23 protein-coding genes and 2 pseudogenes are annotated in these 23136 nt (G+C 72.3%); 15 read left to right on the top strand and 10 right to left on the bottom strand.

Annotated elements, in window-relative coordinates; genetic code table 11:
- Positions 1–32: 32 nt before the first annotated feature.
- Both ABZX30_RS23850 and ABZX30_RS23845 read left to right on the top strand, forming a co-directional pair.
- On the top strand, positions 33–1376 hold the full coding sequence (locus ABZX30_RS23850) for a M1 family metallopeptidase (protein ID WP_355936601.1): 1344 nt from the start codon (positions 33–35) through the stop codon (positions 1374–1376).
- Between the two features lie 28 nt (positions 1377–1404).
- Complete coding sequence (locus ABZX30_RS23845; RefSeq protein ID WP_355936598.1) at positions 1405–1779, top strand: YchJ family metal-binding protein; 375 nt, start codon at positions 1405–1407, stop codon at positions 1777–1779.
- Between the two features lie 5 nt (positions 1780–1784).
- On the opposite strand, the gene ABZX30_RS23840 is transcribed toward ABZX30_RS23845, so the two are convergent.
- Positions 1785–2486, bottom strand: a complete 702-nt coding sequence (locus ABZX30_RS23840; RefSeq protein WP_355936595.1) for an FCD domain-containing protein — start codon at positions 2484–2486, stop codon at positions 1785–1787.
- Positions 2487–2627: 141 nt separating this feature from the next.
- On the opposite strand from ABZX30_RS23840, the gene ABZX30_RS23835 reads away from it, so the two are divergent.
- From ABZX30_RS23835 to ABZX30_RS23825, 3 genes and pseudogenes are all read left to right on the top strand, one after another.
- Positions 2628–3149, top strand: coding sequence for a gluconokinase (locus ABZX30_RS23835; protein ID WP_355936593.1), 522 nt, complete (start codon positions 2628–2630; stop codon positions 3147–3149).
- 75 nt (positions 3150–3224) lie between these two features.
- Entirely contained in the window at positions 3225–4622 is a 1398-nt protein-coding gene (locus ABZX30_RS23830) for a gluconate:H+ symporter (protein ID WP_355936590.1), read from the top strand.
- A pseudogene (locus ABZX30_RS23825) lies at positions 4623–4878 on the top strand (SDR family oxidoreductase); the annotation flags it as partial.
- A 196-nt stretch (positions 4879–5074) separates the two neighbouring features.
- On the opposite strand, the gene ABZX30_RS23820 reads toward ABZX30_RS23825, so the two are convergent.
- The 3 genes from ABZX30_RS23820 to ABZX30_RS23810 form a co-directional block, all read right to left on the bottom strand.
- Positions 5075–5701 (bottom strand): cytochrome b/b6 domain-containing protein, encoded by a 627-nt coding sequence (locus tag ABZX30_RS23820; protein WP_355936588.1) that lies wholly within the window; start codon positions 5699–5701, stop codon positions 5075–5077.
- Positions 5685–6410 (bottom strand): molybdopterin-dependent oxidoreductase, encoded by a 726-nt coding sequence (locus ABZX30_RS23815; protein WP_355936585.1) that lies wholly within the window; start codon positions 6408–6410, stop codon positions 5685–5687. The genes ABZX30_RS23820 and ABZX30_RS23815 overlap by 17 nt, the downstream gene beginning before the upstream one ends.
- A 170-nt stretch (positions 6411–6580) precedes the next feature.
- Complete coding sequence (locus ABZX30_RS23810; protein ID WP_355936582.1) at positions 6581–7744, bottom strand: hypothetical protein; 1164 nt, start codon at positions 7742–7744, stop codon at positions 6581–6583.
- Between the two features lie 334 nt (positions 7745–8078).
- Between ABZX30_RS23810 and ABZX30_RS23805 the strand changes: the two genes are divergently transcribed.
- The 6 genes from ABZX30_RS23805 (at position 8079) to ABZX30_RS23780 (ending at position 12766) form a co-directional block, all read left to right on the top strand.
- Entirely contained in the window at positions 8079–8972 is an 894-nt protein-coding gene (locus ABZX30_RS23805; RefSeq protein WP_355936580.1) for a DMT family transporter, read from the top strand.
- A gap of 95 nt (positions 8973–9067) precedes the next feature.
- A complete protein-coding gene (locus ABZX30_RS23800) occupies positions 9068–9583 on the top strand; it encodes an NUDIX domain-containing protein (RefSeq protein ID WP_355936577.1) in 516 nt (171 codons plus the stop codon).
- A 21-nt stretch (positions 9584–9604) separates the two neighbouring features.
- Positions 9605–9997 carry a DUF202 domain-containing protein gene (locus ABZX30_RS23795; protein WP_355936574.1) on the top strand — a complete coding sequence of 131 codons (393 nt, stop codon included), beginning with the start codon at positions 9605–9607 and terminating at the stop codon, positions 9995–9997.
- Positions 9994–10308 carry a DUF202 domain-containing protein gene (locus ABZX30_RS23790; RefSeq protein WP_355936572.1) on the top strand — a complete coding sequence of 105 codons (315 nt, stop codon included), beginning with the start codon at positions 9994–9996 and terminating at the stop codon, positions 10306–10308. Before ABZX30_RS23795 ends, ABZX30_RS23790 begins: the two co-directional genes overlap by 4 nt.
- A 206-nt stretch (positions 10309–10514) precedes the next feature.
- Positions 10515–11546 carry a phosphotransferase family protein gene (locus ABZX30_RS23785; protein ID WP_355936569.1) on the top strand — a complete coding sequence of 344 codons (1032 nt, stop codon included), beginning with the start codon at positions 10515–10517 and terminating at the stop codon, positions 11544–11546.
- Positions 11547–11551: 5 nt separating this feature from the next.
- Entirely contained in the window at positions 11552–12766 is a 1215-nt protein-coding gene (locus tag ABZX30_RS23780) for an acyl-CoA dehydrogenase family protein (RefSeq protein WP_355936567.1), read from the top strand.
- A gap of 72 nt (positions 12767–12838) precedes the next feature.
- Here ABZX30_RS23780 and ABZX30_RS23775 read toward each other — a convergent pair whose 3' ends face one another.
- Genes ABZX30_RS23775 through ABZX30_RS23765 form a run of 3 tightly spaced genes read right to left on the bottom strand, consistent with a single transcriptional unit; the run spans position 12839 to position 15914 of the window.
- Positions 12839–13432, bottom strand: coding sequence for a TetR/AcrR family transcriptional regulator (locus ABZX30_RS23775; protein WP_355936564.1), 594 nt, complete (start codon positions 13430–13432; stop codon positions 12839–12841).
- 44 nt (positions 13433–13476) lie between these two features.
- Complete coding sequence (locus ABZX30_RS23770) at positions 13477–15144, bottom strand: AMP-binding protein (RefSeq protein WP_355936562.1); 1668 nt, start codon at positions 15142–15144, stop codon at positions 13477–13479.
- Positions 15141–15914, bottom strand: coding sequence for an SDR family oxidoreductase (locus ABZX30_RS23765; RefSeq protein WP_355936560.1), 774 nt, complete (start codon positions 15912–15914; stop codon positions 15141–15143). The genes ABZX30_RS23770 and ABZX30_RS23765 overlap by 4 nt, the downstream gene beginning before the upstream one ends.
- A 122-nt stretch (positions 15915–16036) precedes the next feature.
- Here ABZX30_RS23765 and ABZX30_RS23760 point away from each other — a divergent pair, with 122 nt between their 5' ends.
- Together ABZX30_RS23760 and ABZX30_RS23755 are read left to right on the top strand one after the other, a co-directional pair.
- Positions 16037–17266, top strand: a complete 1230-nt coding sequence (locus tag ABZX30_RS23760; protein ID WP_355936558.1) for a DUF1343 domain-containing protein — start codon at positions 16037–16039, stop codon at positions 17264–17266.
- 39 nt (positions 17267–17305) lie between these two features.
- Positions 17306–17517: pseudogene (locus tag ABZX30_RS23755) on the top strand (serine-threonine protein kinase); the annotation flags it as partial.
- Between the two features lie 35 nt (positions 17518–17552).
- On the opposite strand, the gene ABZX30_RS23750 reads toward ABZX30_RS23755, so the two are convergent.
- Complete coding sequence (locus ABZX30_RS23750) at positions 17553–20336, bottom strand: penicillin acylase family protein (protein ID WP_355936556.1); 2784 nt, start codon at positions 20334–20336, stop codon at positions 17553–17555.
- Between the two features lie 262 nt (positions 20337–20598).
- On the opposite strand from ABZX30_RS23750, the gene ABZX30_RS23745 reads away from it, so the two are divergent.
- Positions 20599–21201, top strand: coding sequence for a hypothetical protein (locus tag ABZX30_RS23745; protein ID WP_355936553.1), 603 nt, complete (start codon positions 20599–20601; stop codon positions 21199–21201).
- Between the two features lie 178 nt (positions 21202–21379).
- Here ABZX30_RS23745 and soxR read toward each other — a convergent pair whose 3' ends face one another.
- Positions 21380–21844 (bottom strand): redox-sensitive transcriptional activator SoxR, encoded by a 465-nt coding sequence (gene soxR / locus ABZX30_RS23740; protein WP_355936551.1) that lies wholly within the window; start codon positions 21842–21844, stop codon positions 21380–21382.
- Positions 21845–21961: 117 nt separating this feature from the next.
- Between soxR and ABZX30_RS23735 the strand changes: the two genes are divergently transcribed.
- A complete protein-coding gene (locus ABZX30_RS23735) occupies positions 21962–22423 on the top strand; it encodes a MaoC family dehydratase (protein ID WP_355936550.1) in 462 nt (153 codons plus the stop codon).
- On the opposite strand, the gene ABZX30_RS23730 is transcribed toward ABZX30_RS23735, so the two are convergent.
- Entirely contained in the window at positions 22414–23064 is a 651-nt protein-coding gene (locus ABZX30_RS23730; RefSeq protein ID WP_355936547.1) for a TetR/AcrR family transcriptional regulator, read from the bottom strand. The genes ABZX30_RS23735 and ABZX30_RS23730 overlap by 10 nt on opposite strands.
- Positions 23065–23136 lie beyond the last annotated feature (72 nt).

Here is a 23136-nt window from a genome sequence, read left to right as displayed (position 1 = left end):
GTGGCAGCGCGGCGCAGGGAGCGGAAACAGCGGTGGCGGTTCAGCGGTCGGCGGGGCAGGACCCGTACTTCCCGGACAACGGTGATCCCCGGTACCGGGTGCACCGCTACGAACTCGTGCTGGACTACCGCCCGGGTCCGAACCGGTTGTCGGGCACGGCCCGCATCAACGCCATAGCGGGCCGTGCGCCGCTCACCGAGTTTCAGCTGAACCTGGCCGACTTCCGGGTGGGCCGGGTCCGGGTGGACGGCCGTCAGCCGCACTACGCGCACCGGGCCGGGAAGCTGCGGGTGCGTCCCGCGAAGCCGGTCCGTGCCGGGGCCGCGTTCACGGTCGAGGTGCAGTGGTCGGGCAACCCCGGGCCGGTCAGCAGCCCGTGGGGCGGGATCGGCTGGGAGGAGCTGGAGGACGGGGCGCTGGTGGCGAGCCAGCCGGTGGGGGCGCCGTCCTGGTACCCGTGCAACGACCGGCCCGCCGACAAGGCGTCGTACCAGATCTCGGTCACCACGCCGTCGGCGTACGCGGTGGTGGCGGGCGGGCGTCTGCTGACCCGGACGACGAAGGCGTCGACGACGACGTGGGTGTACGAGCAGTCCGCGCCCACGTCCAGCTATCTCGTCGGGCTGGCGATCGGCAAGTACCAGACGGTGCTGCTCGGCGATCCCGGACCGGGGGGCGTCCCGCAGCACGGGCACATCCCGGCGCATCTGCTGCCCCGGTTCTCCCGGGACTTCGCCCGCCAGCCCGCGATGATGGAACTGTTCCAGGAGCTGTTCGGCCCGTACCCCTTCGACGAGTACGCCGTGGTGGTCACGGAGGAGGAGCTCGATGTGCCGGTCGAGGCACAGGGGTTGTCCCTGTTCGGCGCCAACCACGTGGACGGGGCGCGGGGTTCGGAGCGGCTGGTCGCGCACGAGCTGGCGCACCAGTGGTTCGGCAACAGTGTGTCCATCGCCGACTGGCGGCACATCTGGCTGAACGAGGGCTTCGCCAAGTACGCGGAGTGGCTGTGGTCCGAGCGTTCGGGTGGCCGCGGGGCCCGTCAGCTCGCCGCCTCCGCCCACCGGTTGCTGTCGTCGCTGCCGCAGGACCTGCGGCTCGCCGACCCGGGCCGCAAGCTGATGTTCGACGACCGGCTCTACGAGCGTGGCGGCCTCGCCGTGCACGCGGTGCGCTGTGCGCTGGGTGACGAGGCGTTCTTCCGGATGCTGCGCGAGTGGACGCGGCTGCACCGGGGTGGTTCCGCGTCGACGGCGGCCTTCACGGCGCACGCCGCGCGGTTCACGGACGAGCCGCTGCACGACCTGTTCACCGCGTGGCTGCACGAGACGCGACTGCCACCGCTGCCCCAGCCGGACGCGCGGGTCGCCGTCTAGCCAGGGCCGGTCCAGCACAATGGTGTCCATGACCTCGCGTTCCTGCCCGTGCGGGCTGTCCGGGCCGTACGAGAAGTGCTGCGGCCGTTTTCACGCCGGTGCGGCCGCGCCGACCGCCGAGGCGCTGATGCGGTCGCGGTACAGCGCGTTCGTGAAGGGCGACGCGGGGTACCTGCTGCGCACCTGGCATCCGCGGACGCGGCCCGCGCTGCTCGACCTCGATCCGGGGATGCGGTGGACGGGGCTGGAGGTGCTGGAGACCACGGACGGGTCGGCCTTCCACTCCACCGGGACGGTGACCTTCCGGGCCTCCTACCGGGGCGGTTCGCTGCGCGAGCGGAGCCGGTTCGAGCGGGTGGGCGGGGCGTGGGTGTACGTGGACGGGGAGTTTCCCGGCGCGTAGGGCCGTCAGGGCGCGAGGATGTCCAGTTCGTGGAGGGCGCCCACGGTGATCTCCCTGGTCAGCTGCTCCGCGCGGGGGGCGTCGCCGGCCCGGATCGCCTCGGCGAGCTGGACGTGGAGGGTGACGGCGGCCGGGTCGGGTTCCTCGAACATGACCTCGTGGTGGGTGCGGCCGGCCAGGACCTCGGCGACGACGTCGCCGAGGCGGGCGAACATCTCGTTGCCGGAGGCGGTCAGGACCACCCGGTGGAAGGCGATGTCGTGGACGAGGTACTCCTCGAGCCTGCGGCCGCGTGAGTTGGCCACCATGCCGAGGGCGCACGCGGTGAGTTCGGCGCACTGTTCGGCCGTGGCGTTCCGCGCGGCGAGGGCCGCCGCCACCGGTTCGACCGCGGAGCGCAGGACGGTCAGCGAGCGCAGCTGGTGCGGGCGGTCGGCGCCCGCCAGACGCCAGCGGATGACCTGCGGATCGTAGACGTTCCACTCGGACCTGGGACGGACCGTCACGCCCACCCGGCGGCGGGACTCGACCAGATGCATGGACTCCAGCACGCGCACCGCCTCGCGCATCACGGAACGCGACACGTCGAAGCGCTGCGCGAGTTCGTCCGTGCGCAGGACGCTGCCCGGAGGGTACTCGCCCGCGGTGATGGCAGGGCCGAGGGTGTCCAGTACATGGCCGTGCAGCCCCCGGCCCGCTGTGCTCATGCACTCAGCGTACGCGGTGGATCACCGAGCCAAAAAGTCAGACTTATTTGTCACAGACTCTTGAATTCGTCGTACCTAATCGGTTTCAGTGTCGTCGGCGTCCGTTGACGCCAGAGGTCGACGAAGACAGCGAGGCTTCAGATGCGTACCCCCCACGTCGTCGTGGTGATGGGCGTCGCCGGCACGGGCAAGACCACGATCGGTCCGCTGCTCGCCGCCCGGCTCGGCGTTCCCTACGCCGAGGGCGACGACTTCCACCCGCAGGCCAACATCGCCAAGATGGCGGCCGGCACCCCGCTCGACGACACCGACAGGTGGCCGTGGCTCGACGCCATCGGCGCGTGGACGCACGGGCGGGACGGGCGCGGTGGGGTGGTCAGCTGCTCGGCGCTGAAGCGGTCCTACCGCGACCGGCTCAGGGCGACGGCTCCCGGCGTCGTGTTCGTGCACCTGGCGGGCGAACGGTCGCTGATCGAGGACCGCATGACGCATCGTCAGGGGCACTTCATGCCCACCGCGTTGCTCGACTCCCAGTTCGCCACCCTCGAGCCGCTCCAGGCGGACGAGGCGGGCGTCGTCGTCGACGTCTCCGGCAGCCCGGAGGCCATCACCGACCGGGCCGCGAGGGCGCTCGACGAGCTCCCCGGCCCGGCGGTCCGGTAACACCCCGCTCCCCTCGTCGCTCCCGTCCCTTTCACCTCACCTCGTTCCCGTTCCCCCTCATCTGCAAGGAAACCCGTGACCAGACTCAGCGTCGAGATGCTGGCAGCGGACGCGCCCGCGCCGATCACCTCGGCCGGCCACGCCCAGCTGGGCATCGCCGTCCTCGTGGGCATCGCCGTCATCGTCCTGCTCATCACCCGGTTCAAGCTGCACGCCTTCCTGGCGCTGACCATCGGGTCGCTGGCGCTCGGGGCGGCCGCCGGAGCGCCCCTGGACAAGGCCATCACCAGCTTCACCACCGGTCTGGGCAGCACGGTGGCCGGTGTCGGTGTGCTGATCGCTCTCGGCGCGATCCTCGGCAAGCTGCTCGCCGACTCCGGCGGCGCGGACCAGATCGTCGACACGATCCTCGCCAGGGCCGGAGGGCGGGCGATGCCGTGGGCGATGGTGCTGATCGCCTCGGTGATCGGCCTGCCGCTGTTCTTCGAGGTCGGCATCGTGCTGCTGATACCGGTGGTGCTGATGGTCGCCAAGCGCGGCAACTACTCGCTGATGCGGATCGGTATCCCGGCGCTGGCCGGCCTGTCCGTGATGCACGGGCTGGTGCCGCCGCACCCCGGTCCGCTGGTCGCGATCGACGCCGTCAAGGCCAACCTCGGCGTGACGCTGGCGCTGGGCATCCTCGTCGCCGTGCCCACGGTGATCATCGCCGGCCCGCTGTTCTCGAAGGTCGCCGCCCGCTGGGTGGACGTACCGGTTCCGGACCGGATGCTGCCGCCGCGCGCCTCCGAGGAGCTCGAGCGGCGTCCCGGCTTCGTGCCCACGCTGGCCACCGTGCTGCTGCCGGTCGTCCTCATGCTCGCCAAGGCGCTGGTCGATCTCGTCGTGGACGACCCGGCGAACACCACCCAGCGGGTCTTCGACGTCATCGGCTCGCCGCTGATCGCGCTGCTCGCGGCCGTCATCGTCGGCATGTTCACGCTCGGCCGGCCGGCCGGGTTCTCCAGGGAGCGGATCTCGCGGACCGTCGAGAAGGGCCTGATGCCGATCGCGGGCATCCTGCTCATCGTCGGCGCGGGCGGTGGCTTCAAGCAGACGCTGATCGACTGCGGGGTGGGCCAGATGATCCTGGACATCTCCAAGGACTGGTCGATCCCGGCACTGCTGCTGGCCTGGCTGATCGCGGTGGCGATCCGGCTGGCGACCGGTTCGGCGACGGTGGCGACCGTCTCGGCGGCAGGCCTTCTCGCCCCGCTGGCGGCCGACATGTCGACCACGCACACCGCCCTGCTCGTCCTCGCCATCGGCGCCGGCTCGCTGTTCTTCAGCCATGTCAACGACGCCGGGTTCTGGCTGGTCAAGGAGTACTTCGGGCTGAGCGTCGGCCAGACGGTCAAGACCTGGTCGGTCATGGAGACGATCATCTCCGTGGTCGCCGGCGGGCTGGTCCTCCTGCTGTCCCTGGTGATCTAGGGCATGTGCGTCGGCTGGGGCCCGGACGGCGTCCAGGTCAACGGCCTCGGCCCCCGGCTGCCTGGAGACCGAGCCGACCAGGCCCTTCGTCGAGGACGAGGAGTTCAGCGCCTGGGTGCGGCGACGCACCCCGGCCGGCCGGTGGGGCCGTGCCGAGGACCTGGTGGGCGGGCTGCTGTTCCTCGCCTCGCCCGCGGCGGACCTCGTCAGCGGGCAGGTGCCGTACGTCGACGGCGGCATGACGAGCGTCCTGTGACCTCCGGGGCGACGACGGTGCCCGGCTGCGTGATCCACGGTCCGGGCGGTCGCCGCGTCGAGGAACCGCCGGCGCCCGGGCCGGGTGCCGGCGCCGGCGAGGCGGGCCACCGGCCGGCCGGTGGCCGCGGGCCACGGCGACGACGAGCCGGCCGGGCCACGGTCCCGTAGGCCGGTCCGGGCGGACAGGCCGAAGGTCAGGGCCGCCACAGCGGGTGTTCGCGCTCCGCCCACTCCCGGCTCACCGACCCGGTGCGCAGACCACGGCGGGCCTCGGGGTCGGCCAGGGCCATGCCGATGTGGCCGGCCAGCACGACTCCGATGGTCAGGGCCAGCCAGTCGTGCACGAAGGTCGCGCCGGTCCGCCACATCAGCGGGGTGAGGTGGGTGAACCACATCATCAGGCCGGTGCCGAGCATCACCAGCGTCGCGCCGGCGATCCAGGCGGCGTAGATCTTCTGCCCGGCGTTGAACTTGGCCGCCGGGCGTGCTTCGGGCCGCCGGTCGCGGCGCAGCGCGGCGCGCAGCCAGAGCCGGTCGTGCGGGCCGAAGCGGTTGAGGAAGCCGAGGTCGGCGCGGAAGGCGCGGGAGGCGAGGCCGATCAGGACCGGTGCGGGCAGGGCGAGGCCGACGCACTCGTGGATGCGCACGACCAGCTCGCGGCGGCCGACGAGCACGGCCAGCTGGGGGATGTAGAGGCAGGCCGCCGTGGCGACGCACACGCCCATCAGCACGGCCGTCGTCCGGTGCACCCATCGCTCGGCCCGGCCGAAGCGGTGGACCCGCGCGCTCGGCGGGGCGGGGGTCTCAGCTCGTAGGCTCATCAGTCCGTCCGTTCGAACGGCCCACCCAGGCGTCGACGTCGTAGCCCAGCTTCTCCCAGTAGCCCGGCTGCACGCGGTCCGTGACGGTGATGCCGGAGAGCCACTTGGCGGACTTGTAGAAGTACATGGGCGCCGCGTACAGGCGGACCGGGCCGCCGTGGTCGTGGCCGATGTCCTTGTCCTGCATGCGCAGGGCGACCAGCATGTCGGGGCGGCGGGCCTGGTCCAGGGTGAGGCTCTCGGTGTACGCGCCGTCGAAGCAGGTGAAACGGATCGCCTTCGCGTCGTCGCGCACGCCTGCCGCGTCCAGCAGGTGCGCGAGGCGGACGCCTTCGAAGGGGGTGTCGGGGACGCGCCAGCCGGTGACGCACTGCACGTCCTTGACCAGCCGGGTCTGCGGCAGGGCGCGCAGGTCGGCCAGGGTGTAGGTGCGGGGGTGGTCGACGAGGCCGTCGACCTTGAGCCGGTAGTCCGTGGGGCCCTTGTGCGGGACGGAGGCGGTCACCGAGTAGTAGCGGAAGCCGCCGCCGTTCGGCAGGAGGCCGGTCAGGCCCGTCGGGTCCTTGCCGGACACCGTGCCCAGGAAGGACTCCATGCCGTGCTGAAGGGTGGGCGCGGCGAGCACGCCCAGTGCGCCGAGGCCGAGGGTGCCGAGGAAGATGCGGCGGCCGATGGGGCGGCCCTCTTCCTCGGGTTGTCCGGGGTTCACCTTCTCATTCGAGCACTCCCGCGGTCCCGCGGGCCACTGATCACGGATTCCCGTCAGGATTCCGTAATCACTTCTGATGGACGTCCATCACTTCTCATGGACGTCTCACGAAGACGCGCCTCACGGACGTCTCATGGAGATGCGTCGGGTGCGGGACGCGTCAGTGGCCGTCAGTGGCCGAGGATCCGGCCGCGGGCCGCGCGGAAGGCGGTGCGCGGGTCGCGGTCCGGGTACGACCAGGGTGCCGGGGTGGCGTGCCGGCCGATGCGCTGGAACAGGGCGGCGGCCTCGGCGGTCCGCTCCTGGCAGGCCATGGCGTGGGCGAGGAAGTTCAGGTCGACGTGCCGGCGCGGGTGGTCGTCGTGCTCCCACTCCAGCCACCAGTCGAACGCGGCGCGGGTCTCCTGCCGGGCCCGGCTCCCCGTCCAGTGGGCGGAGTCGGCCGGGTCGGCGGGCTCCAGGCCGGCCGTGGCCAGCACGCGGTAGCGCTCGGCGCGGGCGACCACGGGCAGGAGGGCGAGCGGGGAGTCGGCGGGGGCCCGGGCGGCGGTGCGTTCGGCGACGTCGTACACCTCGTGCGGGGCGTCCGGGCCGCGGTCGGTCGGGCGCTCGGCGAGGCGGGCGAGCATCAGGTGGTGGGCGTGGTGGTGCTCGGGGTGGCGGGCGCGCACCTCGCCGAAGATCCGGGACACCGTGTCGTCGCTGCCGGCGGCCCGCTCGAGCAGGAGCAGGCCGAGCCACGGGGTGGGGTCGGCGGGCGCCAGCGCGGCCGCGGCACGGCAGGCGTCCCGGGCCGGGCCGCGGCCCTCCTTGCCGCGCAGGGCGCGGTGGACGAGGGCCAGGGCGAGGAGCGCGGCGGCGTCGGCGGACCGGGGCTCGGCGCTCAGCCAGTCGCGGGACCAGGCGGCGGCGTACGGGCTCTGGGCGAGGACGGTGATGCGGTGTCCCCGCCGGTCCCAGTCGTCCCCGGTGCGCAGCAGCAGCGCTCGGGCGCCCTGGCGGCGGCCCTGCGCGAGGGCGGCGCGGGCGGCGACCAGTTCGGTGTCGTCGTGCGCGGGATCGAAGTCGGGGGCGGCGCCCCGGGCGGGCGGCGAAGCGGTCCCCGGCCCGGGCGCGGGCGTGCCGTCGTGGGGCGGGACGGGTGCCGGGCCGGGGCGGTCGGTGGGGTGCGTGCCGGTGGGCGCGGTGCCGAGGACGACCGTGTCGGTGGTGCCGCGGGGTACGCGGGGGCGGCCTGGGGGTGGCGGGGGTGGGGACAGCGGGGGCCTTCCTCGGGGCGGGACTCGTCGTCGGCGCCCGGATGGATGGCGGGCCAGCATCGACCGATGACGCACAGCAAACCCTCAGCCAACAGTTGTCGTCAAGCGATGACGAGGCGTTACACGCGTCAACCACCTTTCCCCGTGGGCCAGTTGTGATCCACTCGGCCGCCGCGACCGTGCCGGGGACACCGTGTCGCCGGTCACCCTGTGGCGTGTGCCATGGCGCCGGCGGCCGGGCCGACGGACCATGGCGGCACGGTCCCGCACACCGCCCGCGCATCCCCCGGGCACCGTGAGCGAGTCGACTGCCCGGTTCCGGGTACTCCCAGGGACGACGTCGACCCGGGAGCGCTACAGTCGGCCACTACGCACTCCGTGGCCCGACCGGATGATCGAGGTACGCAGCGTGTCGGTTCTGGTTCTGATTCTCGCCGTGGGCGCGGCCTGTTGCCTGGGCTTCGGGTTCGTACTCCAGCAGGCCGCCGCCCAGCGGGCGCCGCTCAGCGACTTCCTGTCGTTCCGGCTGCTGCTCGACCTGATGAGAGTGCCCAGTTGGCTGGGCGGCATAGGCCTGATGGTGGCCGGCATGGTCCTGGGCGCGATCGCCCTGGGCCAGGGTGAGATCTCCCTGGTGGAGCCGCTGCTCGCGACGAACCTGCTGTTCGCCCTCGCCCTGTCCCGGTACCGGACCCGGCAGGTCCTCGGACGCCAGGGCTGGGCGGGGCTCGTGCTGCTCGCGGGAGGCGTGAGCGCGTTCATCCTGGCCGGCCGGCCACGCGGCGGGACCGCCGTCGCCGACCCGGTCCGGCACTGGCTGATCATCGGCGTCATGGTCGGCGTCGCCCTGGTGCTGACGACGTACGCCAAACGCTCGCGGCTGAGCTGGGGCCCGGTTCTGCTGGCGTGCGCGGCCGGGCTCCTGTACGGCGTGCAGGACGCGCTCACCCGGGTGAGCGGGGAGCGCTTCTCCGAGGGCGGGTTCGCCGAGGTGTTCACCGGCTGGCAGCCTTACGGGGTGGTCGCACTCGGTGTGACCGGGTTGGTCCTCGTACAGAGCGCGTTCGAGACCGCCCCGCTGCGCATGTCGCTGCCGGCGCTCACCGCGACCCAGCCGCTGGCCGGGATCCTGTGCGGGGTGGGCTTCCTCGGCGACCGGCTGCGCACCGACACCGGGGCGCTGGTCTGGGAGGCAGCGGGCCTGGCGGCGATCGTCGCGGGGATCATGCTGCTGGGGCTGCACCCGGCGATGCCGCGCGGCACGGCGGAGGGGGAGCCGGCGCGGGATCTCCAGCGCCGCTGACCCCGGCCCGGCTCTGCGGCCCGGCTCCCCTGCGGGGCCGGTCCGGCTCCCGTCCTGCTTCCCCCGCCTGCCATCCGTCCTGCTTTCATGGGGCCATGAGCGCTGCTGACGAGATCCTCGACATCGTCGACGAGAACGACCAGGTCATCGGGCAGTACCCGCGCGGGGAGGCGTACGCGCGCGGACTGCGCCACCGCTGCGTGTTCGTCCAGGCCCGGGACCCGGCCGGCCGGCTCTTCGTCCACCGGCGTACGCCGACCAAGCTGGTGTTCCCCTCCCTCCACGACATGTTCGTCGGGGGTGTCGTCGGGGCGGGCGAGTCCTACGACGACGCGGCGCTCCGGGAGGCGGAGGAGGAGCTGGGGGTGAGCGGGCTGCCCCGGCCCTCGTTCCTGTTCAAGTTCCTGTACGACGACGGGGCCGGGCAGAGCTGGTGGTCGGCGGTGTACGAGGTCCGCTGCCAGGCTCCGGTGCGGCCGCAGGCGGAGGAGGTCGCCTGGTACGGCTTCCTGCCCGAGGAGGAGGTGGAGCGGCGGCTCGGCACCTGGGAGTGGGTGCCGGACGGGCTGGCGGCGTACGAGCGGCTGAGGGCGTTCCGGGCGGCTCGGTGACCCCCCGGTAAGGTCGGTCGTGTGATCGAGTTCGTACGGAACGTCCGGTTGTGGTGCGCGCCGGAGCAGGTACGCGAGGAGGGCAGTACGCCCGACTACCGGTTCTCGCTGGCGAACGAGCGCACCTTCCTGGCCTGGCTGCGGACCGCGCTGGCGCTGATCGGCGGAGGGTTCGCGGTGGACCAGTTCCTGCCCGGCCTGCGCTGGGCCTGGCGCGTCGGGCTGGCGCTGGCCCTGCTCGGGGCGGGTGTGCTGTGCTCGCTCAGGGCGGTGAACCACTGGGTGCGCTGTGAGCAGGCCATGCGCCGGGGCGAGGACCTGCCCGCCTCCCGGTTCCCCGCCGTGCTGAGCCTGGTCATCGCGGTGGTGGCCGTCGCCATGGTCGTGGTCGTGCTGGCGGGGCGGGCCGGTTGACGGCCGGGCGGGACCCCGGGCTGCAGCCGGAGCGCACCCGGCTCGCCTGGCGGCGCACGACACTGTCGTACACGGTCGCCTCCGTACTGGCCGTGAAGAGCGCGCTGGACGGCGGGGTCTCCGCCACCGAGATCGTGTCCTGCGCCCTGTGCGGCGTCTTCTGGGTGGGCTTCCTGCTGCTCGCCCAGTACCGTATCCACGCGCTCATGGACCCGGCCGGCCGGATGGCCGCGCTCGCCCCCCGCCATGCCCTGGCGGCGGTGCTGTGCACGGTGGCGATCGTGGTGTGCGCCGCCGCGCTGGTCGTGTAGGGCTGGTGTCCGGAACCCGCTACCGCCCGGTGTCCGGTTCCGTCTCCACCGTCATCCCGTACCCCCGCGGGCGAGCAGCGTGACGGCCCCCCGGGTGACCGTCGGCCTGTCGTGGCGCCGGTCACGTTCGGCCCGCCCACTGGACGGCATACCGACCGGTCGGCATCATGAGACGTGTCTTGTTCACCCGTTCGTTGGAGCGACGCATGAGCCCCGATCACCCGCCCGGACTCGATCTCGACCGGCTGCGCGGCCTGCTCGACCGGGAGCGGCCCGGCCTGGTGACCGGCCCGCTGACCGGCCGGCTGATCGAGGGCGGACGGTCGAACCTCACCTACGCGGTCTCCGACGGCACCTCCCGGTGGGTGGTACGGCGGCCCCCGCTGGGCCATGTGCTGGCCACGGCGCACGACATGAAGCGCGAGCACCGCGTGATCAGCGCCCTGTACCCGACGGACGTGCCGGTGCCGCGCCCGGTGCTGCTGTGCGAGGACCCCGGGAACGGGGCGGCGCCCGGGGCCCCGTTCTACGTGATGGAGTTCGTCGAGGGCACCCCGTACCGCTCGGTGGACCAGCTCGCCCCACTGGGCGAGGAGCGCACCCGGAACGCGGTGCTGTCCCTGGTCGACACCCTGGTGGAGCTGCACGCGGTGGAGCCCGCCGAGGTGGGCCTGGCGGACTTCGGCCGGCCCGAGGGCTTCCTCGACCGGCAGCTGCGCCGCTGGGGCAAGCAGCTGGACGCCTCGCGCAACCGCGAGCTGGCCGGGATCGACGAGCTGCACGCCCTGCTCGCCCGGCGGCTGCCGCACTCCCCCGCACCCACCGTCGTGCACGGCGACTACCGCCTCGACAACGTCCTGATCGGTCCGGACGACACGATCAGGGCGATCCTGGACTGGGAGATGTCCACGCTCGGCGACCCGCTCACCGACCTGGGCCTGCTGGTGATGTACAGCCGGCCGCTGGGCATGCCCCGATCGCCGGTCTCCACCACCGCCGAGGCCCCCGGCCACCCGTCCCCCGCCGAGCTGATCGAGCGGTACGCCGCGCGTTCGGGCCGGGACGTCTCGGCCGTCTCCTGGTACACGGCGTTCGCCTGGTTCAAGCTGGCCGTGATCCTGGAGGGCATCCACTACCGCTACACCCTGGGCCAGACGGTCGGGAGCGGCTTCGACCGCATCGGCGAGCTCGTGCCCGTCTTCATCCACCACGGACTGACCACTCTTCAGGAAGGCTGACCGGCATGGACTTCGCGTTCGACGCGCGTACGGAGGAACTGCGCGCCAGGCTCCTCGCCTTCATGGACGAGCACGTCTACCCGGCCGAGCCGGTCGCCGAGGAGCAGCGGGCCGCGCTGGCCTCGCCGTGGGACACCCCGGCCGTGGTCGAGGAACTCAAGGCGGAGGCCCGCAGGCAGGGCCTGTGGAACCTCTTCCTGCCCGACGCCGAGTACGGGGCGGGGCTGACGAACCTCCAGTACGCGCCGCTGGCCGAGATCACCGGCCGCTCCCCGCACCTCGCGCCCACCGCGCTGAACTGCGCCGCGCCCGACACCGGCAACATGGAGATGCTGGCGCAGTTCGGCGACGAGCGGCAGCGCAAGCAGTGGCTGGAGCCGCTGCTCGCCGGTGAGATCCGCTCGGCGTTCGCGATGACCGAGCCGGAGGTGGCCTCCTCCGACGCCACGAACATCACCACCCACATCGAGCGGGACGGCGACGAGTACGTCATCACGGGCCGCAAGTGGTACATCTCCGGGGCGATGAACCCGGACTGCGGGATCTTCATCGTGATGGGCAAGACCGACCCGGACGAGCCGGACATCCGCCGCCAGCAGTCCATGGTCCTGGTCCCCCGCGACACGCCGGGTGTCACGGTGCGGCGGGCCATGCGGGTGTTCGGTTACGAGGACCACTCCCACGGCGGCCACGCCGAGGTGGTCTTCGACCACGCGCGCGTGCCGGTCACCCAGCTGATCGGCGAGGAGGGCGGCGGCTTCGCCATCGCGCAGGCCCGGCTCGGTCCCGGCCGCATCCACCACTGCATGCGGCTGATCGGCATGGCCGAGCGGGCGATCGAGCTGATGTGCAGGCGGGCCGTGGCCCGCACGGCCTTCGGCAAGGCGCTCGCCCAGCAGGGCGTGGTCCACAACTGGATCGCCGACGCCCGGGTGACGGTGGAGCAGCTGAGGCTGCTGGTGCTCAAGACCGCCTGGCTGATGGACACCGTCGGGAACCGGGGCGCCCACGCGGAGATCCAGGCCATCAAGATCGCCACGCCCCGCGCGGTGGTCGACATCATCGACCGTGCCATCCAGTTGCACGGCGCGGGCGGTTTCGGCCAGGACTTCCCCCTCGCCGAGCTGTACGCGAGCGCCCGCACCCTGATGATCGCGGACGGCCCCGACGAGGTGCACCAGCGGTCGCTGGCGCGGCGGGAGCTGAAGAAGTACCTGTGAGGCACGGGCAGCGGGTACGGGTGAGGGGCGGTCGCCGTGGGCGACCGCCCCTCACCCGTCATGGGCGCCCTTTCAGGGCCGCAGCGCCCGCAGCAGCAGGTCGGCGAGGTGGTCGGCGACCTCCTGGGGGGTGAGCGGGCCGTCGGGGCGGTACCACGTGGACAGGTGGTGGACCGAGCCGAAGTGGTAGTCCACCACGAGGTCGGCGGGGGTCGCCGTGGAGAAGACGCCCTCCCGCTGCCCCTCCTCGATCAGCGCGCGGAAGCGTTCGTGGTAGCGCCGGCGCTCGGCGCGCACCTGCTTGTTCTTCTCCGGGCTCAGGTGGTGCATGGAGCGGAAGAAGATCGACGCGTCGTCGAGGTTCTCGATGGTGGTGACCACGACGTCGGCCGCCGCCGCCCGCAACCGCTTCTCGACGGGCTCGTCGGCGTTCGCGAACGCGTCCAGGCGCTCCTGCTGCACCCGCAGCACGCGCGCGTACACCTCGTGCAGCAGGTCGTCCTTGGAGCCGAAGTAGTGGTACAGCGCCCCCTTGGTGACGCCGGCCGCCTCCACGATCTCCTGCACCGAGGTGCGGTCGTAGCCCTGCTCGGCGAAGAGCCGGGTGGCGGCGGCGAGCAACCGCTGCGGGACGGGGGTCCCGTCTCCGTCCGTCGTCCTGGGCACTGCCGCCACCTGCCTTTCCGTAGTTCTTCAGTTCTTGCGTGGTTCTACCGGCTGTCGTGCGCGCGGGAGCGCAGTTCCCGACGCAGGATCTTCCCACTCGCCGTCTTGGGCAGGTCGGGCAGGATCTCCACCTGCCGCGGGTACTTGTAGGCCGCCAGTCTCTCCTCGCAGTAGGCGGCCAGTGCGCCGGGGTCCGTCTCGGCTCCGGGGCGCAGGCTGATGTACGCCTTGACGGTCTCGCCACGATAGCCGTCCGGTACCCCGACCACGGCCGCCTCGCGCACTGCCGGGTGGCTGTAGAGGACGTCCTCGACCTCGCGCGGCCACACCTTGAAGCCGGACGCGTTGATCATGTCCTTCTTGCGGTCGACGACGTACAGCCAGCCCCGCTCGTCCATGAAGCCGATGTCGCCGGTGCGCAGTTCGCCTCCGGGAAAGGTCTCGGCGGTGGCGTCGGGCCGGCGCCAGTAGCCGGGCACCACCTGTGGCCCGCGCACGACGATCTCGCCCTGCTCGCCGAAGGGCACCTCCGCGCCCCGGTCGTCGACGATCCGGACGACCGTGTCCGGGCCGGGCACGCCGACGGCCAGCGTGCCTGAGACCGGGTCGACGGGCGCCTCCCGGCCGGGCGGCACGCTGGCGCAGGGCGCGGTGCACTCCGTCAGCCCGTAGCCGTTGCGGATGTACGGCCCGAAGCCCGCCCGGAACTTCTCCACCAGGGCGGGCGGCAGGGGCGCGCCGCCCGAGGAGATGACGTGGAAGGAGGAGAAGTGCCCGGGGGTGACGGCCGGGTGGGCGGCCAGCGCCATGAAGGCGGTCGAGGGGCCGACCGTGTAGTGCGGCCGGTGCTCGGCGAACGCGTCCAGGACGACCCCGGGTTCGAAGCGGTAGGCCAGCACCAGCGTGCCCGTGCTGTTCAGACAGGCCCCGAGCTCGCAGACCATCCCGGTGATGTGGAACAGCGGGGCCAGCGCGAAGTAGACCGGCGCGGCGGGCAGGCCGAGGCCGGTGCGCTGCCGCTCGGCGTTGTACATGATGTTGCCGTGCGTGTTGGTAGCGCCCTTGGGGGTGCCGCTGGTGCCCGAGGTGTAACTGATCAGGGCGATGTCGTCCGGGCCCGGGTCGCGGTCCCCGGGTGCCGTGCCGCCCTGCCGGGCGACGGTCGCCAGGTCGTCGGCGTCCGGGGCCTGGGGCAGCCGCTCGAAGGAGAGCACACGCGCGTCGTCGCGGGTCTGGAAGTCCAGCTCGCAGGCGGTGAGCACGATCCGCACGGGCGAGCCGGCGGCCGTGTCCCGCAGGTACGACTCCCAAGCCCGGTCGGCGCAGACCAGGGCGGTCACCTCGGCGTCCCGCAGGACGTGGGAGACCTCGCCGGACTTGTACATCGGGTTGACGGGGACGACGGTCGCGCCCGCCTTCCAGGCGCCGAGCAGGGCGAGCACGAAGTGCGGGGAGTTCTGCAGGAGGACGGCGACGCGGTCGCCGCGCCCGAGTCCGCGGGCGGCGAGGTGCCCGGCGACGGAGTCGCTGAGCTCGTCGGCCTCGCGGTAGGTCAGGCGGGCGTCGAAGTAGGTGAGGAACGTGCGGTCCGGGGCCTCGGCGACCGCGCGGCGCAGGGCGTGCACGAGGGAGTCGGCGGGGTCGACCGGGGCGCGCTGGGCGTCGTCCAGGAGGCCCAGCCAGGGCTTGGCCGCGTAGCGGGACCCGGTCACCGGACCTCCTCCCACTGGCGCTGGATGTGGTTCATGCCGCCGAGCCAGCGGTCGGGGTCGGTGGCCCGCGCCCGGTAGTACGCGGCCACCTCGGGGTGCGGCAGGATCAGGAAGCGGTCCTCCTCGATGCCCTTGAACAGGGCGTCCGCCACGTCGTCCGGCTCGATCGCGGTGGGCTTGAGCACGATGTCCCCCGCGCTGCCGGTCGCGGCCAGCATGTCGGTGCGGACGCCCTGCGGGCAGATCGCGTGCACCTTCAGGCCCCGGTGGCGGTAGGTGAGCGACAGCCACTCGGCGAAGGCGAGCGCGCCGTGCTTGGTGACGCTGTAGGAGGGGGCGCCGATCATGGTGAGGAGCCCGGCGGCCGAGACGGTGGAGACGAACCGGCCGCGGCCGCGCTCGAGCCATTCGGGCAGCAGCGCGTGGGCCGCGCGGACGTGGGCCATCACGTTGACGTCCCAGGACAGCGCCCAGGACCGTTCGTCGAGCGGCTCGCCGGCGCCCGTGTCCTCGAAGGCGACGCCCGCGTTGGCGCAGAAGACGTCGACCGTGCCGCCGAGCGCGTCCCGGGCCTCGGTGACGATCGCGGAGGCGTCGCCCGGCACCGCGGTGCCGCCGATCTCCGCGGCGACGGCCTCGGCCCGCCCGGCGTCCAGGTCGTTGACCACGACCCGGGCCCCTTCGGCGGCGAACCTGCGGGCCAGCGCGGCCCCGATGCCGCCACCCGCTCCGGTGACGACCACTCCCGCATCCTGCACGGCTTCCACCATCGGTCTCCTTCGACACGACGCGACTCGGCTCTGCCGCGTCAGACTAACCAGTCGGTATGTGTAAAAGGAAGGGTGACCCGGCCACACTCGGCATGTACCTTCCCCCCTCACGGAGGCCGCCCATGCGCCTGGCCAGACGGAGTCTTCTCGCATCGGCCACGATGGCAGCGGTGCCCGCGGCGCCGGTCACGACCGGACCCGGCACGCGGATGCGCACCGGATTCGACCACCTCTCCGCCGACGGCTACACCCTCCTGTCCGGCCAGAAGACGGGCGTCGTCACCAACCCCACCGGCGTCACCCGCGACGTGCGGCACATCGTCGACGTCATGCACGCGGACCCCCGCGTCCGGCTGACGGCGGTCTTCGGCCCCGAGCACGGGTTCCGGGGCACCGCACAGGCGGGCGGCTCCGAGGGCCGCTACGACGATCCGGTGACCGGGCTGCCGGTCTACGACACCTACCTCAAGAGCGGGCAGCCGCTGGCCGACGTCTTCACCGCGTCGGGCGTGGACACCGTCGTCTTCGACATCCAGGACGTCGGGGCGCGCTTCTACACCTACATCTGGACCCTGTACGACTGCATGGAGGCCGCCGCGCTGGCCGGCAAGCGGTTCGTGGTGCTGGACCGGCCGAACCCGGTGACCGGGCGGGCGGCCACCGGGCCGGTGCTGCACCGGGAGTTCGCCAGCTTCGTCGGGCGGCAGCCGATCGCCCAGGCGCACGGGATGACGGTGGCCGAGCTCGCGCGATTGTTCGACGCGGAGTTCCTGGGTGGCCGGGTGGCGCTGGAGACCGTGCTCATGACGGGCTGGCGGCGGTCGGAGTTCCACGACGCCACCGGGCTGCCCTGGGTGCCGCCGAGCCCGAACATGCCGACCCCGGACACGGCGCTGGTGTACTCGGGGACCTGCCTGTTCGAGGGGACGAACCTGTCGGAGGGGCGCGGCACGACCCGGCCCTTCGAACTGCTGGGGGCGGAGGGCATCGACGGGCGGTGGGCGGCCGCGGTGAACGAACTGGGGCTGCCGGGCGTGCGCCTGAGGGAGGCGTACTTCGCGCCGACGTTCTCCAAGTTCCAGGGCAAGACCGTCGGCGGGGTGCAGATCCATGTGCACGACCGGGCCGCGTACGACCCGGTGCGGACCGGGATCGCGCTCCTGGTGACCGCGAAGAAGGTCTGGAGCGGCTTCGCCTGGCGGTCCGACGACTGGATCGACAAGCTCACGGGATCCGCGCGGGTCCGCACGATGATCGACGCCGGGGCGGGTCCGGACGAGGTGACCGGCGCCTGGCAGGAGGAGCTGGCGGCGTTCCGATCGATCCGGAAGGAGTACCTCCGTTACGGCTGAGCCGTGGCGTATGGCCAACCCCGGCCTCCGGCAGGACGGGGCGCGATGGGCCACGACGGGGTGCAGGCCGTGCCGGGCACGTGCGCGCTGACGCTCGCCGAGGCGCTGGGGGTCCGCTGCCCGGCTCGGGACGCGTGAACGTCGACGCGGCGGCGGTCGTCCGGCGCGGCGGACCACCGGCGGGCGCGCACAGCGACATCGTGCACCCGGAACTGGCCCGGGTGGTACCGGCGGCGGGGCGCATCACCTGACCCCGCCGCCGGCCCGCTGTCACGGCGTCATGGCCTCACCGGTGCGAGGTGTACTCCACGACCTGCTGGAAGGTCGGCCGGTTCTGCCAGCTGATGCTGCCGTGCTTGATGCCGCCCAGGGTGCGTTGGACGATCGAGTCGGCGCACCACTGGTCACCCGCCGAGCACTGGTCGTCGCCGGGGTAGACCTGGGCCGCGGTCATCCCGGCCGCCGTCTTCAGCGTGCTGATGAGGACGTCACGGCAGGAGCCGAGGCTGCCGCCGCCGCAGTACTGCCGCGCGAGGCCGCCCTGCACGGACTCACCGAGCACCGCCCGGATGTCCTTGTCGACATAACTCCACCAGCCGTACTGGAAGGAGCTTCCGGCGTGCGAACCGGTCGGGCCGTGCCCCGCGGACGGCGCCTCGTCGACGGGCAGGTTGTCGCTGAAGGCGGTGTAGAGGTCGCTGCCCAGTCCGGGCTCGAACTCGGCCTTCACCAGCAGCGGCCACCAGGCGTCCAGGATCCGGATCGCGTCGGCGTCGGCGTACTTCTTGGAGCCCGCCGAGGTCTCCGTGCGCTTGGCGCCGGCCGTCACCCAGGCCTGGAGCTTGCTCACCGCCGCCGCGGCCGTGGAGTCGGTCACCGTGGAGCTGTTCACGACCTTCAGCAGCTTCGGCAGCACGTCCTCGGCCCGCAGGTCGGCGAGGGCGGCGTCCGCCATGGCCTGCACCAGCTCGGTACGGGTCACCCCGCCCGCCGCGACCAGCTTCTTCACCCGGTCCTCGAGCAGGTTGCCGCGGTGCACGGACCCCTCGCCCCAGGGGGCGGCGGCGTAGTCCTCGGCCTGCTTGTTGTTCCAGGAGATGTAGTAGTCCTGGTCGATGGAGTTGGGGTGGGCGGAGGCCGGGGTGTAGGCGGCCGTGTTGGTGGCCGGGTCCCAGTTCTTCCACTCGTACGCCGCCTGTCCCCACACCGGGAACTCGGCGTCGACGCCGCTCGCGCGTACCGGGTTGTCGCCGCTGTTGTAGTACGCGGTGTGCTGGGAGTCGGCGTAGAACCAGTTGAAGGTGTAGTTGATGTGCTGGGCCGCGGCCTGGAAGTCCGCCGGGCCCTTGACGAAGTCCGGGTCGTTCAGCATCTGGAAGCCGATGATCGAGTCGGCCTCGTGCAGGTAGGAGGAGCGCAGGGTGGTGTAGGCGACCTTCTTGCCGCCGACCGTGGCCCGGTACTCGACCGGTCCGTACTTGGTGCGCCACACCCGCATCGTGTAGGAGCCGGCCGCGGTGCCGTCGGCGGTCGTCGGCTTCCAGGCGTTCGGCTGCTCCACCTTGTCCATGGCCGTGCAGGTGCCGTGGTACAGGTAGTGGTAGTCGTCCTGACACAGCTCGACGGCGTAGCTGTCGATGATGTCCTGGCCGGAGGTCGTCGCGCTCCAGGAGTAGTCCTGGCCGCGGCCGAGTTCGACGTACATGCTCAGGCCGGCGAAGGAGGCGCCGCGGGCGCTGATGCCCGGGCCCTGGATCTCCTGGAGCATGAGCAGCTGCGGGGCGAAGTAGCCGGTCTGCGGGCCGAACACGGCGACGGGGTGGCCGCTCTTGGTGTACTTGCCGCTGACCACCAGGGCGTTGGACATGCCGCGCTTGGCCGAGCTCAGCGTGGTCTTCGCCGCCGTGGCCGAGGCGCTGGTGGCGCCGGCGGTGGCCGCGCTGCCCGTCCGGTCGTAGACCAGCGGCTCCTGGGTCACCGAGCCGGGGTCGGGCAGGGCCTCGCCCTGGGCGGCGTCCGGCTTGGACGCGTACGGGAAGCTCTCGCCGTTGTGGATGGTGAGGACGGCCTCGGGGTCGTTGCGCTCACGGAACGACTCCCAGACCTTGGTGCCCTCCGCCACTCCGTACTTGGACTGGGCGGCGATCAGGGACAGGGCGTTGTCGACCTCGCCGCCGCCACCGGACCCGAACAGCGAGCCGACCACCGAGGCCAGCGCCACCAGGTCGGTGATCTTGAAGTGGTCGATGGTGCCGGCGTTGGTGATCGAGTCCTTGTGGCCGGTGAGGACGTACTCGCCGGGGAAGTAACGGCCGCTGTCGGAGGCGTCGATGTAGGAGTTGATGCCCGCGAGGTAGGCGTTCGCGTCGGCGAGTGCCTGCTGGCCGCGGGCGCCGTTCGTCGCCACGGCGTTGTCGATCTGGGCCTGCAGGTCGGCCTCGGTGTACGGCGCGCTGCGGTAGAACTCCTGCTCGAGGCCCTGGTTGGCGGCCGCGCCGCCCGCGAAGGTGGTCAGCTGGCCGCGGCCGACGTGCCGGAAGACGTCCATGAGCCACAGCCGGTCCTCGGCCGCGGCGTACCCGGCGCCGAACTCGGTCCCGTACCTGGTGGTGCCGGTGATGTGCGGGACACCGGTCTTCTTGTCGCGGACGATCGTCACGTCGCTGCGGCCGGCCGGCTTCTCGGTGGAGGCGACCTGGTCGGAGGGCACGCCGAACGAAGCGTCGTTGAAGAACGTATTGAGGGTCGAGTCGGTGAGGGCCGGGTAGCCGGTGGCCAGGTTGGCGTAGGGGCCGAGCTGGTCCTCGGCATGGCTGGGCTGGGTGCCGAACGCCTGGTTCAGCAGGATCTGGGCGAGGGTGGCGTTGCCGTTCTCTCCGGGCGGCAGGATGTCGGAACACTGGCCGCCGCAGTAGTCGTTGGAGGCCGTGGCCGCGGTGGCGGTCACCTGGGTCAGCGGAGACAGAAGACCGGCGATGAGAACGCATATCGAGGCCGACTTCAGGAACCCGGGGAACCTGCGGGGAGTTCTCAGTCTGTCGAGTGTGGTGCGTGGGACGCGCCGTGCCATGGCAGCTCCTGGGGAGTGGGGGTGCGCAGACGTTACCGCCGGTATCCCCGGGAGTGAAGATGAACATGCGTCACTTTTTGGAGTCACCCTCGGGTTTCTTCACGGAAGGTCAACCCGGAACGGCTTATGGGAGGGCATCGGAAAACGTATGGAGCCGGATCGTGTGTCGATACGTCTACTCGTCGACGTCGGTACGTGGACTCCGTACGACGACGCCGAAGTGACCGAAGTACAGGTGCAGATGTGACGGAGGTGCAGGGCGATGGCCGGTTTCCGGAGTCTGGCGAGACAGGTGCGCGACCCGCGGTGCGATCTCGCGCTGCGGCGGTACTCACTGCGCAAGTGCCTTGAGCGGTTCGCTCCCTACGGGCACAGGGCGACCTGGGACCATCTGTGTTCCCGGGCCGGGTTCGGTCCCGAGGACCGCTCCCCCGACCCGGCGCGGCTCGTGGCCGCGCTGGAGGAGCTGGAGGAGGCCCGGGCGGTCTGGCTCGCCTATGAGGTGGAGTTCGCCGAGCGCCGCAGGAAGGAGAAGCACGACGGACTGCGCCGGCCGGGCAGCGTGGACGACTGGCACCGGCTGACCTGGGGCGGCTTCGGGGTCGCCTGGTGCGACGACCCCCGCGTGCACCCCGGTGAGCCCCTCGCGGAGGTGCTGCGGCGGCTGATCGCCGCCCTGGAGCGCGAACCGGGCTCGGCCTGCCCGGTGTGCGACGGGGAGGAACTCGTCTGGAAGTACGACCTGGACCACGAACCGTCGTCGGGTCCGGTCTGCGCGGACTGCGGGATCCTCGTCCCCCGCCCCGTGCTGACACCCGAGTCCCTGGCGTACGCCAGGCGCGGGCGGCTGCTCATATCCGCCTGACCGAGCGGGGGTGCGCCGGGGATGCCGCACCCCCTTTTCCGCCGTGCGCCGTGGTCCGTGGCGACCGGCGCGTGGAGGCGTGGTGCGCGCCGCGACGGCCTCGCCCGCCCCGTGCGGCCGGGACGGTCCGCCGCGGCCGGCCGGTGCCGCGGCCGCGCTCCACTCCGTGCGCCCCGCCTCAGGTGCGGGGGGACTCCACCAGCAGCCGGGAACCCGCCCGCCGTTCGCCGAACGCGTCGTCCGGGTTGGACAGGACACAGGCGCTGAAGGAGAGGCAGCCGCAGCCGATGCAGTCGGTGAGGTGGTCGCGGAGCCGGCCCAGCTGTCTGATGCGCTCGTCGAGCTCGGAGCGCCAGGCCTCGGAGAGGCGGGCCCAGTCCTCGCGGGTGGGGGTGCGCTCCTCGGGCAGTTCGGCGAGGGCCTCGCGGATCGTGGCCAGCGGAATGCCGACGCGCTGCGCGGCACGCACGAAGGCGACGCGGCGCAGCGTGTCGCGGGTGTAGCGGCGCTGGTTGCCGGGCGTACGCCGGCTGCTGATGAGGCCCTTGGACTCGTAGAAGTGCAGGGCGGACACGGAGGCACCGCTGCGGGCGGACAACTGACCGACGGTCAGCTCGTGGATCTTCTCGGGGATCTGGGGCACCCCGCCGAGCCTACCGACGCCGACCGCACGCCTGTCGTTGACATCGGTTCCCGCACCGACCATGCTAAGCAGTCGCTTAGACATGCCGCCGACCCCGTGACGCGAGAGGCCCTGGACATGGCAGAACCGAGGATCTTCACCTCCCCCGACGAGCTGAGGGCGGCCGTCGGCGAGCAGCTGGGCCACACCGACTGGCTGGAGATCGACCAGAAGCGGATCGACCTCTTCGCGGACGCCACCGGCGACCACCAGTGGATCCACGTCGACCCGGAGAAGGCGGCCGCCGGCCCGTTCGGAACGACCATCGCGCACGGGTACCTGACCCTGTCGCTGCTGCCGCTCTTCGGCCCCCAGCTGATCAAGGTCGAGGGCGTGCGGATGGGCGTCAACTACGGCACCAACAAGGTCCGCTTCCCCGCCCCCGTACCCGTCGGCTCCCGGCTGCGCGCCACCGGGCGGATCACCGGCGTCGAGGACGTCACGGGCGGCGTCCAGGTCAGCGTCGCCTTCACCGTGGAGCGCGAGGGCGGCGACAAGCCGGTCTGCGTCGCGGAGTCGGTGTCCCGCTACTACCTCTGAGCGGCGTCCGGCCGGTCCTGCCGCACCCCGACCATCCGCAGCACGAGGTCGGCGTAGAGCGCGCCGACCTCCTCGGGCGTGCGCGGACCGTCCACGTTGAACCAGCGGGCGACGTCGATGCACAGGGACAACACCGCGAGGGTGGTGCCGTGCACGTCGAGCACCCGGAACTCACCGGAGGCCACGCCGTCGTCGATGATCCCGCGCACCTCCGCGTCCACCTGGCGGCGCAGTGCGAGGATCTCGGCGCGGGCCTCCGGGCCGAGCGCGTCCAGCTCGTACTGGACGACCCTGGCGGTCGTCCGCCGCCCGGCGTGCCAGCGCACGAAGGAGCTCACCGCCTCGGCGAGCCGCTGCGTCGCGGTGCCCTCGCCCCGGGCGGCCGTGCGCAGGATCTGCAGGGCCTTGTCGTGGCCGATCCGGCTGATGCGGTGGAGCAGCTCTTCCTTCGTCTTGTAGTGGATGTAGAGCGCGGCCGGGCTCATGCCCGCGCGGCCGGCGATGTCGCGGGTCGTCGTCGCGTGGTAGCCGCGCTCGGCGAAGGCCTCCACGGCGGCGACGAGCAGCCGCCGTGCCGCGTCAGGGGTGACCTCTTCCCACGGCTCCGTCTCGCCGCCGGCCGTCTCCTGCGCCGTACTCATCGCTCGTTCGCCCCTCTCGGTACCGGGGCTCCACCATACCGCCGAAGCTGAGCGAGCGCTTAGCCTGCCCGC

The sequence above is a fragment of the Streptomyces sp. NPDC004542 genome (genome assembly GCF_040610035.1).
Classification (GTDB): domain Bacteria; phylum Actinomycetota; class Actinomycetes; order Streptomycetales; family Streptomycetaceae; genus Streptomyces.
The sequence above is the reverse complement of the archived record's forward strand: the minus strand, read 5'-3'. Positions and strand labels throughout refer to the sequence as shown.